We start from the raw sequence: 16,166 nt of genomic DNA, 5'->3' as shown, positions 1-16,166 counted from the left end.
CCATGCGCATCCCAGCCATCGAACCCGGCAGCCGCCCCGAACTGGCGGACCTCGAGACCCGCATCCAGGGCGCGCGCGGGCGCATCTCGCTGCTCTACCAGGTGCTGCTCAACAGTCCGCCGGTGGCCAACGGCTGGGAGCAGATGCTCTCGGCCATCCGCAACCACAACAGCCTGCCCGCGGGCCTGCGCGAGATGATCATCCTGCGGGTGGCGGTGATCAACCGCGCGCCCTACGAGTTCGAGGCCCACGTGCCCCACGCCCTGGCCGGCGGCGTGCCGCAGGCCACCATCGACGCCCTGCGCTCGCCTGGGCTGCCCACCGATGCCGGCCTCGACCCGGCCGAGGCCGTGGCGCTGGAATACGCCGATGCCATGACGCGCGACATCGACGTCCCCGATGCGCTGTTCGAGCGCGTGAACCGACATTTCAAGGACCAGGCGCTGGTCGACCTGACCGCCACCGTGGCGGCCTACAACATGGTGTCGCGCTTCCTGGTGGCGCTGCGCATCGGCCACTGAGGCGCAGGAGCGATCCCATGACCACCATCGACACCGATCACATCCTGCTGCAGGCCCGGCTCGACGAGGGCGCCTCGGCGACCTGGACCGCGGCCTGCGCGGCCGCGGCAGCCGCCCGGCCCGGCGCCCGGCTGCGGCGCATGGCCTGGTCGCCCACGAGCGGCGATGCCTATGCCTACCTGGCGCTGGCGCGGCCCGAGCCATTGGAAGCCGGCGACCTGGCGCCGGTACGCGACGCGCTGGCCAGGGCGCTGCCGGCGGACGCCGCGCCACGGGTCTCGCGCCTGACCCAGGCCTTCGACGTGGCCGGCGCCAGCCAGGACGCGCCACCGGCCTGGCACTACGTGGTCGAGATGGACCCGGAGGCCGGCTGGCGCGACGAACTGCTGCGCTGGTACGACACCGAGCACATGCCCGGCCTGGCCGCCGTGCCCGGCAGCATCCGCGCCACGCGCCTGCTCAACCACGACCACGGCCCGCTCTCCCTGGCCTGCTACGACCTGATCGCCCCCGACGTGCTGGGTTCGCCCCCCTGGCTGGCGGTGCGCCACACGGCGTGGAGCGACATCGTGCGGCCGCACTTCACCAACGTCCGGCGCACCATGTTCAGGACCCTCGGCTGAGGACGCCGCGCTCAGGGGTGCGCGGGCAGCATGGCATCCAGGCTGCCCATGATGACCAGGGAGCCGAACACCACCAGCGCGACCACGAAGACGCCGAAGGCCAGCGCCAGGATGGTGTTGGTGCCTTCCGGCCCGCTCGAGATGTGGAGGAAGAACACCAGGTGCACGCCCATCTGGCCGATGGCCAGCGCGGCCAGCATCACCGGCACGCCACCCGGCCAGATCGCCGTCGTGCCGGAGACCCAGAACGACGCCAGCGTCAGCACGATCGACAGCGCCAGCCCGCCGGAGTATTTCCACAGGCCCGTGCGCAGGTCGCCGGCATCGCCCGGCGCCTCCTCCATCTGACCTTCCGGGACCTCGGAGGCGGTGGCGGGTCGGCTCATGAAAACGCTCCCAGGTAGACGATCGTGAAGACACCGATCCAGACGATGTCGAGCGCATGCCAGAACAGGCTGAAGCACAGCAGGCGGCGCACCGTGCGCGGCGTGAAGCCCAGGGTCGCGATCTGCAGCAGCAGGACCACCAGCCAGGCCATGCCCACGGCCACGTGCAGGCCGTGCAGGCCCACGAGCGCGAAGAAGGCCGACAGGAACGCGCTGCGCTGCGGCCCCGCCCCCTGCGCCAGCAGCGAGGCGAATTCCGACAGTTCCAGCGCCAGGAAGGCGCCGCCCAGCAGCAGCGTGAGCCCGCCCATGGCATAGCTCGCCAGCCTGGCCTTGCGGTCGATGGCCAGCGAGAACAGCGCGCAGCTGTAGCTCGACAGCAGCAGGCAGCCGGTCTCCAGCAGCACCTTGCTGCGGTCGAACAGCGCGCGGCCGTCGGGCCCGTCGGCGACATGGGTCCGGAGCACCGCGTAGGTCGCGAAGAAGGCGGCGAACATGACGATGTCGCTCAGCAGGTAGAGCCAGAAGCCATAGGTCACGACCACGCGCGGCGGCGCCGGTCCGCGCTCCGAGCGCGGCACCTCCTCGGCGCGATGCCGCGGGGTCCCGGCGCCGCCGTGGACGGCCGTGGATGGGGTCGCCATGCCGCTCATGCCGCGCCTCCCGGCGCCGGGCGCGCCATCGCCGACCGGGCGAGGGCCTCCGGCGCGACGACGATCTCCTCGCGCTCCAGCCACGAGAAGCGCAGCACCGTCGCCACGATGCCCAGTCCACCCGCCAGCGCCAGCCAGCCGATGTGCCAGACCATGCCGAAGCCGAAGGCGACCGCGAAGAAGGCGATCACCACGCCCACCGCGCTCGGTGGTGGCACCGTCACGGATGGCTCCGGGCGCGCGCCGGCGGCCGGGTCGCCGGCATCGGCGCCGTCGCCATGCCCCGCGCGGCCCGGCGATGGCGCGGCGGCGGCCGTGGTGGCGAAACTGGCATCGACCACCTCGGGCTCCTGGCCGTTCTTGGCGGTCCAGAAGGCATCGCGTCCGTTCACCACCACCGGGCTGTCGAAGTTCCAGGCCGGCGGCGGCGAGGCGACCGACCATTCCAGCGTGCGGCCGTTCCATGGATCGCCCGTCCGGTCGCGCCGCCGGTCGCGCGTGCGGATGCTCACCACCAGTTGCACGATGGTGCAGGCGATGCCCGCCAGGATCACCACCGCGCCGACCCAGGCGACCACCATCAGCGGCTGCCAGCCGCGCTCGTCGTAGTGCTGCATGCGGCGCGTCGCGCCCATCAGCCCGAGCAGGTAGAGCGGCATGAACGCCAGGTAGAAGCCGACCACCCAGCAGCCGAACGAGGCCCGGCCCCAGCCCTCGTGCAATGTGAAGCCGAAGGCCTTGGGGAACCAGTGGTTGTAGCCCGCGAAGGCGCCGAACAGCACGCCGCCGATGATCACGTTGTGGAAGTGCGCGACCAGGAACAGGCTGTTGTGGACCTGGAAGTCGACCGGCGGGATGGCCAGCAGCACGCCCGTCATGCCGCCGATCACGAAGGTCACCATGAAGCCCAGCGACCACAGCAGCGGCACGCTGAAGCGGATCGTGCCGCCATACAGGGTGAACAGCCAGTTGAAGACCTTCACGCCGGTCGGCACGGCGATGATCATGGTCATGACGCCGAAGAAGCCGTTGACGTCCGCGCTCGCGCCCATGGTGAAGAAGTGGTGCAGCCAGACCATGAACGACAGCAGGCAGATGGCCATGGTGGCGATCGCCATCGAGCGGTAGCCGAACAGCGGCTTGCCCGCGAAGGTGGCGATGACCTCCGAGAACACGCCGAAGGCCGGCAGGATGAGGATGTAGACCTCCGGATGGCCCCAGGCCCAGATCAGGTTGACGTACATCATGGCGTTGCCGCCGAGCTCGTTGGTGAAGAAGTGGAAGCCCAGGTAGCGGTCGAGCAGCAGCATGGCGAAGGTCGCCGTCAGGATCGGGAAGGCCGCGATGATGAGCAGGTTCGAGGCCAGCGCGGTCCAGCAGAAGATCGGCATGCGCGAGTAGCCCATGCCGCGCGCGCGCAGCTTGAGGATGGTGGTGGTCAGGTTGATGCCCGACAGCAGGGTGCCGACCCCCGCGATCTGCAGCGCCCACAGGTAGTAGTCGACCCCCACCTGGGGCGAGAAGGCCAGCTCCGACAGGGGCGGATAGACCAGCCAGCCGGTGCGCGCGAATTCGCCCACCACCAGCGACAGGTTCATCAGCAGCACGCCGGCCGCCGTCAGCCAGAAGCTGACCGAGTTGAGCACCGGGAAGGCCATGTCGCGGGCCCCGATCTGCAGCGGCACGACGAAGTTCATCAGCCCGACCATGAAGGTCATGGAGACGAAGAACACCATGATCGTGCCGTGCGCCGAGAAGATCTGGTTGTAGTGCTCCGGCGGCAGGAAGCCCGGGGCCCCGGCGGCGGCCAGGGCCAGCTGCGAACGCATCATCAGCGCGTCGACGAAGCCGCGCAGCAGCATGACCAGCGCCAGCACCACGTACATCACGCCGATGCGCTTGTGGTCGACGCTGGTGATCCAGTCGCGCCACAGCACCGGCCACCAGCCCTTCCAGGTCACCAGCGCGAGCACCGACAACGCGGTCAGCACGACCATCGCGCCGGCCGCCAATGCGATCGGCTGGCCCAGCGGCAGGGCCGACCAGCTCAGTTTGCCCAGGAGGGACATGGCGCGACTTTCATGGCGGGGCGGCGTGGGGGGAATGGGAAGGATGGGAGGGAGCGGAAGCGCTGGCGGCCATGCCCGGCATGGCGCCGTGGCCGTGGCGCCGCACCAGCGAGCCGAACAGGTCGGGCAGCGCCACCCGGTAGCGCTCGCGGCCGGTGGTGCCCGGGCGCTCGAGCAGCCGCAGCGCCTCGGCGTCGAGCGGACGGCCCTCGGCGGCGGTGGCGGCGAGCCAGCCGGCGAAGGCCTCCTCGGACACCGCCTCGACCTCGAAGCGCATGTCGGAGAAGCCATCGCCACTGAACTGCGCCGACAGCCCCGGATAGACCCCGGCGTGATCGGCCCGCAGGTTGAGCTCGGTCGTCATGCCGGCCATGGTGTAGATCTGGCTGCCCAGCTGGGGCACCAGGAAGCTGTTCATGACGGTGGTGGAGGTAAGATGGAAGCGCAGGGGCCGGCCGACCGGCACCACCAGGTGGTTGACGCTGGCGACGCCGGCGCGCGGCAGGATGAAGAGCCATTTCCAGTCGAGCGACACCACCTCGATGTCCAGCGGCGCCACCTCCGAGGCCAGCGGCCGGCGCGGATCGAGTTCGTGCGAGCCGATCCAGGCGATGCCGCCGAGGAACAGGATCACCAGCAGCGGCACCGACCACACCAGCACCTCCAGCGGGCCGGAGTAGGCCCAGTCGGGCCGGCGCCGCGCGCGCCGGTTGCCGGCGCGGAACCACCAGGCGACCGCCAGCGTCAGCACGATCACCGGCACGATCACCGCCGCCATGATCACGCTGGCATTGAACAGGATCAGGCGCTGCGACGCCGCCACCGGACCCTGCGGATCGAGCAGGCCGGACTGCAGCACCGCCAGGGATGGCACGACCGTCATGGCGCGCCCTCCGTCCAGCGATGGCGGTGGCCATCGGGATCGGCGAACGCGCCGGTCGATGGCATGCCGATCCAGTGCGCGCGGTCGGCCAGGGCGTGGTCGTCGCCGTCCTCGCGGTCCGGCGCGGCGGCGACGACGACCGGCGCGGGCCGGCGATAGCCCAGCAGTTCGAGGTGGGGCCCCGGCGCCCTCGGCAGCCGCAGCGCCACCACGTCGACCGCCACGTCACCCTCCCCCTGCGCTCCATCGGCTGCGCCGAGGCCGTCGAGGCGGGCCTGCGCCGCGCCGGTGTTGAGCTGCCGGCCGGCCACGCGGAAGCCCAGGCGCTCGTAGAAGGCCACGCTGCGCGCCACATCCGCCACGGCGAGGGCGAGGTGGTCGATGCCCAGCGTCGGTCCGGCCCCGGCAGGTCCCCGCCAGCGCGCCGGCACGTCGTCGGCCGGGAATTCGAGCAGTTCGAGCGGATGGCCGTCCGGATCGCGGAACTTGAAGGCCGTGACGCCGCCCGAGGCCACGGGCAGCCGCTGCGGCCCGCCCCGCGTGATCGGGCCGGGCGCCAGCGGCAGCAGGCGCCGCAGCGCCGCATCCATGTCGCGCGCGACGATCGCCGCGTGCTGGAAGCGCACATCCGGTCCGGCGAAGACGGTGGTCCCGGCGGTGGCGGCGGTGGCGGCGGTGGCGGCGGTGGCGGCGGTGGCCGAGGGCACCGGGCGCAGCACCAGGCGCTGGTCGCCGAGTCCGAGCAGCGCGCCGGGCGGATCGCCCTGCGTCATCGCGCATCCGCCGAGCAGCCGGAAGCCCAGGCCATCGACATGGAAGGCGATCGAACGCGGCAGGTCGCGCACCCGCCGCTCCAGCCAGCCGAAGCGCGCGAGCCGTTCCGGCAGACCGGTCGCCGTGGAGGATGTCATGGCCACTGGCAGCCGCGCTGGTTCACCGCCAGCGAGAACAGCCGCTGCCCGGCGCACAGGAACAGCCGGCTGCGGTGGCGCCCGCCGAAGCACAGGTTGGCCACCGCGTGCGGCACGAAGATGCGGCCCAGCAGCGCGCCCGACGGATGGATGCAGTGCACGCCATCGCCCGCGCCGGTCCAGACGTGGCCCTCGGTGTCGCAGCGGAAGCCGTCGGCATAGCCGGGCTCGACGGTGTGGAAGACGCGGCCGTCCACCAGCCGGGCGCCATCGTCGTCGAGGTCGAAGACGCGCAGGTGGCGCCTCGGCTCGGCGGCGAACTGGTCGCCGCTCTCGGCCACGTAGAGCCGCTTCTCGTCGGGCGAGAAGCACAGGCCGTTGGGCCCCTCGAAGTCGTCGGCCACGACCGTGAGCGAGGCATCGCGCGGATCGAAGCGATAGACGCGCGGCGGCAGCTCGGGGGTCTGCTTGCCGCCCTCGTAGTCGGTCTGGATGCCGTAGTGCGGATCGGTGAACCAGACGGTGCCGTCGCGCTTGACCACGATGTCGTTGGGCGAGTTCAGGCGCCGGCCCTCGAAGCGGTCGCACAGCACGGTCTCGGTGCCGTCGGGTTCGATGCGCCGGATGTCGCGATGCTGGTGCGAGCAGCTCAGCAGGCGGCCCTCGCGGTCGCGCGTGTGGCCATTCGCATAGCCCGCCGGCGCGCGATGCACCGACACGCCCGCGCCCTCGCGCCAGCACAGCACGCGGTCGTTGGGCAGGTCGCTCGCCAGCAGGCTGCGGTGGTCGGCGAACCAGACCGGGCCCTCGAGCCAGCGGGCCTGGTCGAACAGCAATTCGAGCTCGGCGTTGCCCAGCACGAACGAACGGAAGCGCGGGTCGATCACCTCGTGCCGGGGTACTTCGTTCATGGCGGTCCGCTCCGCGCTAGCGCAGGTGGCAGGGCTGGCGCACGGACTCGACATGCAGCTGGATCGTGATCAGGTGCGCGGGCTCGTCGCCGACCGTGCCGGAGCGATGGCCCCGGCGGCCCTGGGGATCGGCGCGGCAGTGCTGGTCCTCGCCGAGCGACAGTTCGCCCGGGCCCATCTCGATGCGCGTGCCATCCATGGCCTCGACCCACCAGCGGCCCGAGAGCGGCACGATCCATTGCGGCGCCGGATTCTCGTGCCAGTCGCCGACCCAGCCGACCGGCTGCACGGTGAAGACGACGGTGGCCTCGCCACGCGCCTGCTCGTCGTTCCATTGCGGCGCCGCGCCGCCGACCTGCGCCTGCTGGAAGGCCGTGAGCGCGCAGCGCGTCTGGTGGCTCACGCCCTGGTCGTCGGTCCAGAGGTGCCAGTAGTGGGTGATCGGCGGGGTGTCCTTGGCGGTGTCGGAGGTCATGGCGATCCGGTGGTGAGGGCCAGCAGCAGCAAGCCGCCGACCAGCCCGAAGTTCTTGGTGAAATCCCAGAAGTGCCCACGATCGACGCTGGCGCCGGAGGCCCAGAAATCGCCATGCTTCCAGAACGGGTGGTAGAGCAGCGCCGTGACGGCGCAGAACGCCGCCAGCACCAGCGCCGCCAGGGGCGCCTGCCAGCCGGCGACGATGCACACCGGCGCCACCGTCTCGATCGCGATCGCGCCCAGCAGCAGCACCGGCCCGCCGGGCAGGAATGAGGAGTCGGCCTGCGCCAGGGCGTCCTTCCAGTGCAGCACCTTGTCGAGCGCGCTGAACGGGAACATCAGCACCAGGCAGACGCGCGCCACCCACAGCCAGGTCTCGTGCGTCGTCATGGCAGTGGCACGCCCAAGCGCTCGCCGATGTGGGCCGCCACGCGCAGCGCGTTGGCGATGATCGTCAGGGTCGGGTTGACCGCCCCGATCGAGACGAAGAAGCTGGCATCGGTGACATAGAGGTTGTCGAGCTCGTGCGCCCTGCAGTTCACATCGAGCACCGAAGCGGCCGCATCGGTGCCGAAGCGCGCCGTGCCGGCCTGGTGCGCGGTGCCGTTCAGGGCGATGTCCTTGCCGAAGTAGAGCTTGCGCTCGAGCAGCTTGCCATGCACGCCGGCGCCATCGAGCAGCGACTCCAGCTTGCCTCGCAGCCGGTGGTGGGCCTCCATGTTGTTGGGCGTGACCTCCAGCGTCACGCGGCCGTCGGCGCCCAGCCGGATGCGGTTCTCCGGCCGTGGCAGGTCCTCGCTCGACAGCCAGAAGTCCATCGAGTGGCGGGCCATGACGTCGAATGGCATGTCGGGCAGCCATTCGAGCCAGGACGGCAGTGCCTCGCCCCGGATCTGGTCGGCATGCGACTTGGCGCACATCTGGATCAGGCCGAGCGGATGCGCCCAGTCGGGCGCGCCGAAATAGAAGTCGCTGACCGCCAGGGTCTTCTGGAAGGTCGTCTCATTGGGTTCGCGCGAGAGCGCCATCAGCACCGACTGGTTGTGGCGCATGTAGTTGCGCCCGACCTGGCCGGAGCCGTTGGCCAGGCCGTCGGGATGGGCGTCGCTGGCCGAGCGCAGCAGCAGCAAGGCGCTGCTCAGGGCGCCGCAGGCGACCACCACGATGTCGGCCGAGTAGCGCTCGGCCTGGCCGGCGCGCGTGACCCGGACCGCCGTGACGCGCCGGCCCGACGCATCGGTCTCCAGGCGCTCGACCAGGGCGCCGGTCAGCAGCGTGACATTGGAGTGGGCGCGCAGCATCGGATCGATGCAGACCACCTGCGCATCGGCCTTGGCATCCATCGGGCACGGGAAGCCGTCGAAGGCATCGCAGCGGATGCAGCGGCTGGTGCGGGTCGGCCGGCCGTCGCGCTCCTCGAGCAGGATGCCCAGCGGCAGGTGGAACGGCCGCAGGCCCTGCGCCGCGAAGCTGGCGCTCAGGGATTCGATGCGCGGCTCGTGCGAGACCGCCGGATGGGGGAACGGCGTCGCCGAGGGTGGTTCGTTGGGATCCTCGCCGCGCTGGCCATGGACGTGGAACAGGCGCTCCGCCTCGTCGTACCAGGGCGCGAAGTCCTGGTAGTCCAATGGCCAGGCGGGCGAGATGCCATCGACGTGCGCGAGCGCACCGAAGTCGCGCTCGCGCAACCGCAGCAATGCCGCGCCATAGACCTTGGAATTGCCGCCGACATAGCGATGCAGGCCCGGCTCGAAGGCCCGTCCCGCCGCCGTGTACCAGGTCTCGCGGGCCTGGTAGCGGCCATGCACGAAGACCTCGCTCGAACTCCAGTTCTGGGTCTCGCGCGGTAGGTAGTCGCCGCGCTCCAGGATCAGGATCCGCTTGCCGCTCGAGGCCAGCCGGTGCGCCAGCGAGGCGCCGCCCGGCCCGCTGCCGACGACGATCAGGTCGTAGTGGTCAGTCGCCATGGACGGAGCCCGGCAAGGGGGTCGGTCCGGACGCGGCTGCGCCGTGGCCGTTCGTCGAGACGTTCTTCATGTTGTTGTGGCACTCGTTGGAAACGCCTGGAAGCGTTGGGCCGGCATGGCGCCGCGCCCGCCAGCCTGGGGGCAGGCCGGCCGCCGGACAACGCCCGGTCCGTTCGTCATCCGCCGGCCGGGGTCGCGCGCTCCTCGGCCGGGGGCCGGAAGCCCATGCCCTTCATGGCGGCCGCGAGGCCCTTGCGCGAGCGCTCCATGCCGTCCCAGGGCGCGTTGCCGGTCGGCAGGCGCGGGTCGATGGAGCGCAGCGTCCAGTGGGCGCCGCCGGTCAGCCCGGGCAGTTCGTCCCAGGCCACCGGCACCGACACGCCCAGCCCCGGCCGCGCCCGCACCGACCAGGCGCTCGCCGTGGTGGCGCCGAAGCCATTGCGCAGGTAGTCGACGAACACCTTGCCGACCCGGTGGGCGGCGCCGCTGCGGGCCGAGAAGCGCTCGGGGATGGTGCGCGCCAGGTGCTCGACGAGCGCCTGCGAGAAGGCCCGCACTGCCGTCCAGCCATAGTGGCGGCGCAATGGCACCACCACGTGCAGGCCCTTGCCGCCGCTGGTCTTGAGGAAGCCCGTCAGGCCGATCTCCTGCAGCAGGGTGCGCACCAGCAGCGCCGCCTCCTGCACCCGGGCCCAGGCCACGCCCTCGCCGGGATCGAGGTCGAGCGTCATGCGGTCGGGCCGGTCGATGGCCGCCGAGGTCGCGTTCCAGGTGTGCAGCTCGATCACGTTCATCTGCGCCGCGCCCAGCAGGCCACGCAGGTCGTCGATCCGCAGCAGCGGTGCATGGCCGGGATCGAGCGCCGGATCGAGTCGCGTCACGCCCGCCAGGCCGGGACCCTTGGCGTGCTTCTGGAAGAACAGTTCGCCCCCGATGCCGTCGGGCGCGCGCACCAGCGACACCGGCCGGTCCCGCAGGTGCGGCAGCAGCAGCGGCGCGACGCATCCGTAGTAGCCGGCCAGCTCGCCCTTGGTGACGCCGCTGGCGGCATCGATCACGCGCTCGGGGTGGGTGATGCGCGGGCCCCGGGCCGCGCCGGTGGCGCGCGCGCGGGCGCCGGCACCGGCACCGGCGTGCCGGGCCCGGGTCGGCGGCGCCATGCCGGCGGCCAGCGTCACGGCTTCCTCGCGCACGATCTGGCGCGCCGGCTTGTCGTCGCGCAGGCCATGGAAGACGCCATGGCGCACGCGGCCGTCGCGGGTCCATTCGCCGAAGGCGACCTCGGCCACCAGCACCGGCTCGACCCAGCTCGCCTTGACCGAGCGCGGCACCTCGCCGGCCGCGAATGGCGAAGCCGGCGCAGCATGCCGGTCGAGCCGCGCCTTGACCTCGTCGAGCGTCTCGGCATCGAAGCCGGTGCCGACATTGCCGCAGTAGCGCAGCGCGCCTTCGGCATCGTGGACCCCCAGCAGCAGCGCGCCGAAACCCTCGCGCGCGCCGCGCGGCGCCGTGTGGCCGCCGATCACGAATTCCTGCCGCCGGCCGGCCTTGAGCTTGATCCAGTCGAGCGAGCGCCGCGACACATAGGCCGAGCCGCGCCGCTTGCCGATCACGCCTTCGAAGCCGAGCCGCCCGACCGACTCCAGCAGGTCGCGCGGCGGGGCGTCGAAGGGCTCGCTGAAGCGCAATCGAGGCGCCTCGTCGTCGCCCAGGAGTGTGGCGAGGCGGGCGCGGCGCTCCTCCAGCGGCTGCTCGCGCAGGTCCTCGCCATCGCAGAACGGCAGGTCGAACAGCCAGTAGACGATGGTCGCGGTGGCGCGGCGGTCGAAGGCGTTCTGCAGCGCCTGGAACGATGGCCGGCCCTCGTCGCCCATGACGACGATCTCGCCGTCGAGCCAGCCCGAGCGCAGCTTCAGCCGGCCGAGCGCCTGCGCCACCTCCGGCAATCGCGCCGTCCAGTCGTGGCCGTTGCGGGTGAAGCAGCGGACCTCGCCATGCTCGATGCGCGCCAGGATGCGGTAGCCGTCGAACTTGAGCTCCCACAGCCAGTCCTGCGGGGGCGCCGGCGGCTCGGCCGCCAGGGTCGCGAGCTGGGGCGCGAGCACCTCGGGCAGCGCCACCGCGCCCGTCGCCCTGGTCTTCCGCGCGGTCGGGGCCGTGGCCTTCCCCTTCCCCTTCCCCTTCCCCTTGTCCTGGCCCGGGGCCGCGGTCGCATCGACGGGCGCGGACGCCACGGTCCGGGGCGGGGGCGTGCCCCGCACGCTGTCGGGCAGGGCGTCGAGCACGTCGTAGTCGTCGGCGGCGCGCGCCTCGCCATCGCGTTCCTTGATGAGCAGCCACGGCGCCTTCTTCTCGCCCTTGCCGCGCATGCGCACCAGGGTCCAGCGTCCGCGCAGCTTGGCGCCGCGCAGTTCGAACTTCAGCTTGCCGGCGGCCAGGCCGGCGCGCGGATCGCCCTCGGGCCGCCATTCGCCGCGATCCCAGACGATCACGCTGCCGGCGCCATACTGGCCGCTCGGAATGGTGCCCTCGAAGTCGGCATACGACAGCGGGTGGTCCTCGACCTCGACCGCCATGCGCTTGACCGCCGGATCCAGGCTCGGTCCCTTGGGCACCGCCCAGCTGCGCAGCGTGCCGTCGAGTTCGAGACGGAAGTCGTAGTGCAGGTGGCTGGCGTCGTGCTTCTGGATCACGAACGACAGCGCGTCGCCGGCGCGGCGGGCCGGGTCGGTGGCCTGTCGCGGCTCCGGCGTGCGCTCGAAATCGCGCTTCTCGCGATAGGCGGCCAGCGATTCGCGTTCACCCATGGCAATGCTCCTTTCGGTCGTGCGGTCGTGCGGTCGTGCGGTCGTGCGACGGCCCGCCGGTGCGGACCCCGGCGATCAGGCGGCGCGGCGGACCGGCGTCCTGGCCGGCGCGGCGCCCTTGCGCGCGGTGCCACCGGCGGCGCCGGTCGATGCCTTGCCAGGGGCCTTCGTGCGCGCCGCCGTCGCGCCCGCCCGGGACGACCTGGGGGCGGCCCCGTCCTTCGCGGTCCGGCCGGCCCTGGCGGACTTGTCGCCCTTGCCGTCCTTGTCGCCCTTGCCCGACCCCGGTCCGCCGGCGCGGGTGCCCTTGGCATCGCCGCCCCGGCGCAGGCTGCGCTGCAGCAGCTCGGTGAGGTCGATGATCCGCGCCTCGCTGCGCGCGGGCGCCGGCTCGGCGTCCTCCAGCGCGCCGACAGCGGACGTCTCGCCGCTGGCGACCTTGTGGTCGACCAGCTTCATGATGGCGTCCTTGAACGAGTCGCGATAGGCCGCCGGATCCCAGTCGGCGCTCATGTCGTCGACCAGCTGGGTGGCCATCTTCAGTTCGCGCTCGCTCAGGCCGGCCGCCTCGGCGCCCTCGGCCGGCAATGGCAGGTCGTTCCAGGGCCGGATGTCGGCGCCCCAGCGCAGCAGGTTGAGCACCAGGCCGGGACCGCTGGGCACCAGCACCGCCAGGTGCTGCCTGGTCTGGATCACCACGCGCGCCACGCCGACGCGGCCGGCCGCGTGCAGCGCCTCGCGCAGCAGCGCGTAGACCTTCTGCGCCTTGCCGATCGGCGCCACGTAGTAGGGCCGCTCCAGGTAGATGAACGGGATGCCATCGGCCGGCACGAAGCTCTCGATCTCGATGGTCTGGGTGGTCTTGGGATAGGCGGCGGTGATCTCGTCGTCGCTGAGCACGACGTAGCGCCCGCTCTCGTACGCGATGCCCTTGACGATCTGCTCGTGCGGGATCTCCCGGCCGGTCTTCTTGTTGATGCGCTTGTAGCCGACCGGGTCGAGCGTGCGCTTGTCGAGCCAGTCGAAATCGATCGCGTGGTCGGAGGTGGCCGAATACAGCGCGATCGGGATGTGCACCAGGCCGAAGCTGATGGCGCCCTTCCACAGCGCGCGCGGCGCATGGCCGCCGGTGGCCGGGGCCGCCGAGGAGGACCCGGAGGAGGAGGAAGAAGAAGCCGACGAGGATCGAGGCATGGACGCTGCTCCCACGAAAGGAAACGCCAACCTAGTCCCGCGCGCGCCCTCGTGCTGTAGGAGCCTGGCGGGTCCGGACTTCAGGCGCCATCCGAGCGGGGGCCGAGATCGCGCTCGCTCGCCACCGCGAAATAGAACCATTCGGTGCCCACGCCGGCCACGGCGTTGGGAAAGACGATGAAGCCGTCGCGCTCGGCCCGCAGTTCCCCGCCATCGGCGCGCACGGCGATGCGCTGGCCGGCGGCCACGGGGTCGAAGGTGGCCCAGTCGCGCACGAAGCGGTCGCCCTGGTGGCGGCGATCGGTCACGCTCACCAGGCGCAGCAGGGTCGGCGCGGGCGGCGGCACGGCGGCCATCGCGGCGGCCACGGCGGCCGGCACGTCGATCAGGCCGAGCAGCCGCAAGGCGGCATGGATGGCCTGGTAGGCGACCTCCGGCGCGGCCGGATCTCGGTGCTGGCCGCACTCGAGCGTGACGCCATAGCCGCCCCGGCTGCGCATGTACTCGTTGGTGCCCCAGCCGAAGGCCAGCGCGGCGTCGCCGGGCGCGGCCCCGCCGGCGCGCTCGGCCAGGCTGGCCGCGTAGATGTCGAGCCAGCCCTCCACCACGCGCGAGGTGCCCAGGTGAAGCGCGAGCTGGCCCTCCTCCCAGGCGCGCCCGAAGGGTTCGAGCGGACCGGCGTTGTCGCGCGGGCCGATCATCGCGAAGGCGTCGCCCGCGCTCTGGAACGAGTGCAGGTCGAGCAGCACGTCGTGGCGATCGAGCAGCGGGCACAGCAGGTTGGTCAGGCGCGCCTCGTGGTCGGCCGGCGCGGCGCTCGGACGGAACGAGCGGTTCAGGTTGCGCTCGCCCTCGCGCCGCCCGAGTCTGCGCGCCAGCGGGTTGGCCACCGGCACCAGCGTGAGCTGGCCGCGCGCCAGGTGCAGCGCGCCGCCGTCGAGTTCGGCGCGCACGCGCTCGATGCCCTCGGTGCCGCAGGTCTCGTCGCCGTGCACGCCGCCCAGCACGACCAGGCGCGGACCGGGCTCGGTGCTGGCGAAGGCGTGGACGCGCAGGATGCTGTCGCGATCGGAGACGGAGGATGCGTTGGGGGTGGAGGGGATGGAGGACAGGGGGGGCGTCATGATCGGATCATCCTACCTACAGTCGTCGGCCCGGCGGTCCTACCGACAGGCGAAGGCATCGAACCGACAAGACGGAACAGGACATCGATCCACGGAGAACACCCCATGACCCAGCAACCCGCATCCCCACCCCGCTCCGACGCCGGCACCGAGGGCGCCGATGCCGATCCGCGCGAGAACGCCGCCGCCAGCAACACCGACACTCCGGCGACGCCCGGGGCCGACAAGGTCGCCCGGGGCAACACGCGCGCCAGCCAGGATGGCGAATCGTTGCCCCGCAATCCCAACGAGCGCGACCAGACCGCCGGCGGCTCGGGCACCCAGGAGAAGATGGACGACACCACCAAGGACGACAAGGTCGGCGTGAGCAGGCGCGCCTACGACGATGCCGTCGGCGACACGCAGGACACCAGCCTGGCGCCCGTGACCGACAAGGTCTACAACGACAAGGTCAAGCCGTGACCGACGCCGGCGCGACGGCCGCGAGGTTGGCGCGCATGGTGTCGATGACGCCGCGATAGTCCTTGGCGCCGAAGATGGCGCTGCCGGCGACGAAGGTATCGGCGCCGGCGGCGGCCACGCGCGCGATGTTGTCGGCCTTGATGCCGCCGTCGACCTCCAGCCGGATGTCGCGGCCCGAGGCCTCGATGCGGCGGCGGGCCTGCTCGACCTTGCGCAATGCCGAGTCGATGAAGCTCTGGCCTCCGAAGCCCGGGTTGACGCTCATGATCAGGATCAGGTCGATCTCGTCGATGGCCCAGTCGAGCGCCTCCAGCCCGGCGCCGGGATTGAACACCAGGCCCGGCTTGCAGCCCGCCGCGCGGATCGCCTGGATGCTGCGATGCACATGCGGCGAGGCATCGGGATGGAAGCTGATGTAATCGGCGCCGGCCTGCGCGAAGGCCGCGGCCAGCGCGTCGACCGGCTGGATCATCAGGTGCACGTCGATCGGCACCGGCGTGCCGTCGGGACGCCTGGCGTGCGGGCGCAGGGCCTGGCAGACCATCGGCCCGAAGCTCAGGTTGGGGACGTAGTGGTTGTCCATCACGTCGAAATGGATCCAGTCGGCACCGGCGGCGATGACCTCGCCGACCTCCGCGCCCAGACGCGCGAAATCGGCCGACAGGATGGAGGGGGCGATGAGGAAAGGGGCGTGGGGAGTGCTCATGGCCGAATTGTCGCCCTCCCATCCGACAGCCGATGGGGGAGGCTCCAGTTACCATGCACGCCATGTCCCAGAACCCACTGAGCGTGACGGTCGAACCGCGCTATCTCGCCGATCAGTCGGCACCGGACGACCACGTCTACACCTTCTCCTACACCATCACCGTGACCCACGTCGGCAAGGTGCCCGCGCAGCTGATCGCGCGGCACTGGATCATCCACGACGCCTCGGGCCACCGGCAGGAGGTCAAGGGGCTGGGCGTGGTCGGCCAGCAGCCGATGCTCTCGCCGGGCGAGTCGTTCCGCTACACCAGCGGCTGCCGGCTTCACGCGCCCAGCGGCACCATGCATGGCAGCTTCCTGGTGATCGACGAGCGCGGCGAGCGCTTCGAGGTGCCGGTGCCCCTGTTCGTGCTGGAGGTGCAGGACGACACCGGCGGACGGTCCGTGCCGCGCGTGCTCCACTAGCCGGGGCG

General features: G+C 71.7%; 17 protein-coding genes. 4 read left to right on the top strand and 13 right to left on the bottom strand.

The genetic code is table 11. The features are described from left to right. Positions 1 to 2: 2 nt before the first annotated feature. The gene (locus AC1MLT_RS14055; RefSeq protein ID WP_481032819.1) at positions 3 to 521 is read left to right on the top strand and encodes a carboxymuconolactone decarboxylase family protein; all 519 of its coding nucleotides are present in this window, start codon (positions 3 to 5) and stop codon (positions 519 to 521) included. A 17-nt stretch (positions 522 to 538) separates the two neighbouring features. After that, positions 539 to 1,144, top strand: coding sequence for a hypothetical protein (locus tag AC1MLT_RS14050; RefSeq protein ID WP_481032818.1), 606 nt, complete (start codon positions 539 to 541; stop codon positions 1,142 to 1,144). A gap of 11 nt (positions 1,145 to 1,155) precedes the next feature. On the opposite strand, the gene AC1MLT_RS14045 is transcribed toward AC1MLT_RS14050, so the two are convergent. From AC1MLT_RS14045 to AC1MLT_RS13990, 12 genes are all read right to left on the bottom strand, one after another. Continuing rightward, on the bottom strand, positions 1,156 to 1,530 hold the full coding sequence (locus AC1MLT_RS14045; protein WP_481032817.1) for a cytochrome o ubiquinol oxidase subunit IV: 375 nt from the start codon (positions 1,528 to 1,530) through the stop codon (positions 1,156 to 1,158). Beyond that, a complete protein-coding gene (locus tag AC1MLT_RS14040; protein ID WP_481032816.1) occupies positions 1,527 to 2,174 on the bottom strand; it encodes a cytochrome c oxidase subunit 3 in 648 nt (215 codons plus the stop codon). Before AC1MLT_RS14040 ends, AC1MLT_RS14045 begins: the two co-directional genes overlap by 4 nt. Before the next feature lie 5 nt (positions 2,175 to 2,179). Further along, entirely contained in the window at positions 2,180 to 4,252 is a 2,073-nt protein-coding gene (locus AC1MLT_RS14035; protein ID WP_481032815.1) for a cbb3-type cytochrome c oxidase subunit I, read from the bottom strand. Positions 4,253 to 4,262: 10 nt separating this feature from the next. Next, positions 4,263 to 5,135, bottom strand: coding sequence for a ubiquinol oxidase subunit II (gene cyoA, locus AC1MLT_RS14030; protein WP_481032814.1), 873 nt, complete (start codon positions 5,133 to 5,135; stop codon positions 4,263 to 4,265). Continuing rightward, positions 5,132 to 6,046: a VOC family protein gene (locus AC1MLT_RS14025; protein ID WP_481032813.1), complete on the bottom strand. Its 915-nt coding sequence runs from the start codon at positions 6,044 to 6,046 to the stop codon at positions 5,132 to 5,134. The genes cyoA and AC1MLT_RS14025 overlap by 4 nt, the downstream gene beginning before the upstream one ends. Then, positions 6,043 to 6,957 carry an SMP-30/gluconolactonase/LRE family protein gene (locus tag AC1MLT_RS14020; RefSeq protein ID WP_481032812.1) on the bottom strand — a complete coding sequence of 305 codons (915 nt, stop codon included), beginning with the start codon at positions 6,955 to 6,957 and terminating at the stop codon, positions 6,043 to 6,045. The genes AC1MLT_RS14025 and AC1MLT_RS14020 overlap by 4 nt, the downstream gene beginning before the upstream one ends. 16 nt (positions 6,958 to 6,973) lie before the next feature. After that, positions 6,974 to 7,432, bottom strand: a complete 459-nt coding sequence (locus AC1MLT_RS14015; protein ID WP_481032811.1) for a cupin domain-containing protein — start codon at positions 7,430 to 7,432, stop codon at positions 6,974 to 6,976. Next, positions 7,429 to 7,824, bottom strand: coding sequence for a DoxX family protein (locus tag AC1MLT_RS14010; RefSeq protein ID WP_481032810.1), 396 nt, complete (start codon positions 7,822 to 7,824; stop codon positions 7,429 to 7,431). Before AC1MLT_RS14010 ends, AC1MLT_RS14015 begins: the two co-directional genes overlap by 4 nt. After that, positions 7,821 to 9,401: an FAD-dependent oxidoreductase gene (locus tag AC1MLT_RS14005; RefSeq protein WP_481032809.1), complete on the bottom strand. Its 1,581-nt coding sequence runs from the start codon at positions 9,399 to 9,401 to the stop codon at positions 7,821 to 7,823. The genes AC1MLT_RS14010 and AC1MLT_RS14005 overlap by 4 nt, the downstream gene beginning before the upstream one ends. Before the next feature lie 176 nt (positions 9,402 to 9,577). Then, complete coding sequence (gene ligD, locus AC1MLT_RS14000) at positions 9,578 to 12,208, bottom strand: DNA ligase D (protein ID WP_481032808.1); 2,631 nt, start codon at positions 12,206 to 12,208, stop codon at positions 9,578 to 9,580. A gap of 75 nt (positions 12,209 to 12,283) precedes the next feature. Further along, positions 12,284 to 13,402, bottom strand: coding sequence for a non-homologous end joining protein Ku (ku, locus tag AC1MLT_RS13995; protein ID WP_481032807.1), 1,119 nt, complete (start codon positions 13,400 to 13,402; stop codon positions 12,284 to 12,286). A gap of 80 nt (positions 13,403 to 13,482) precedes the next feature. Beyond that, positions 13,483 to 14,526, bottom strand: coding sequence for a M14 family metallopeptidase (locus AC1MLT_RS13990; RefSeq protein ID WP_481032806.1), 1,044 nt, complete (start codon positions 14,524 to 14,526; stop codon positions 13,483 to 13,485). Positions 14,527 to 14,631: 105 nt separating this feature from the next. Here AC1MLT_RS13990 and AC1MLT_RS13985 point away from each other — a divergent pair, with 105 nt between their 5' ends. Beyond that, positions 14,632 to 14,988 (top strand): hypothetical protein, encoded by a 357-nt coding sequence (locus AC1MLT_RS13985; RefSeq protein ID WP_481032805.1) that lies wholly within the window; start codon positions 14,632 to 14,634, stop codon positions 14,986 to 14,988. Here AC1MLT_RS13985 and rpe read toward each other — a convergent pair. Further along, complete coding sequence (gene rpe, locus AC1MLT_RS13980) at positions 14,978 to 15,694, bottom strand: ribulose-phosphate 3-epimerase (RefSeq protein ID WP_481032804.1); 717 nt, start codon at positions 15,692 to 15,694, stop codon at positions 14,978 to 14,980. The genes AC1MLT_RS13985 and rpe overlap by 11 nt on opposite strands. Before the next feature lie 62 nt (positions 15,695 to 15,756). Between rpe and apaG the strand changes: the two genes are divergently transcribed. Further along, positions 15,757 to 16,158 (top strand): Co2+/Mg2+ efflux protein ApaG, encoded by a 402-nt coding sequence (gene apaG, locus AC1MLT_RS13975; RefSeq protein WP_481032803.1) that lies wholly within the window; start codon positions 15,757 to 15,759, stop codon positions 16,156 to 16,158. Positions 16,159 to 16,166 lie beyond the last annotated feature (8 nt).

The organism is Variovorax sp. PEI5 (genome assembly GCF_056679935.1).
This window is presented reverse-complemented; position numbering and strand designations above follow the sequence as displayed.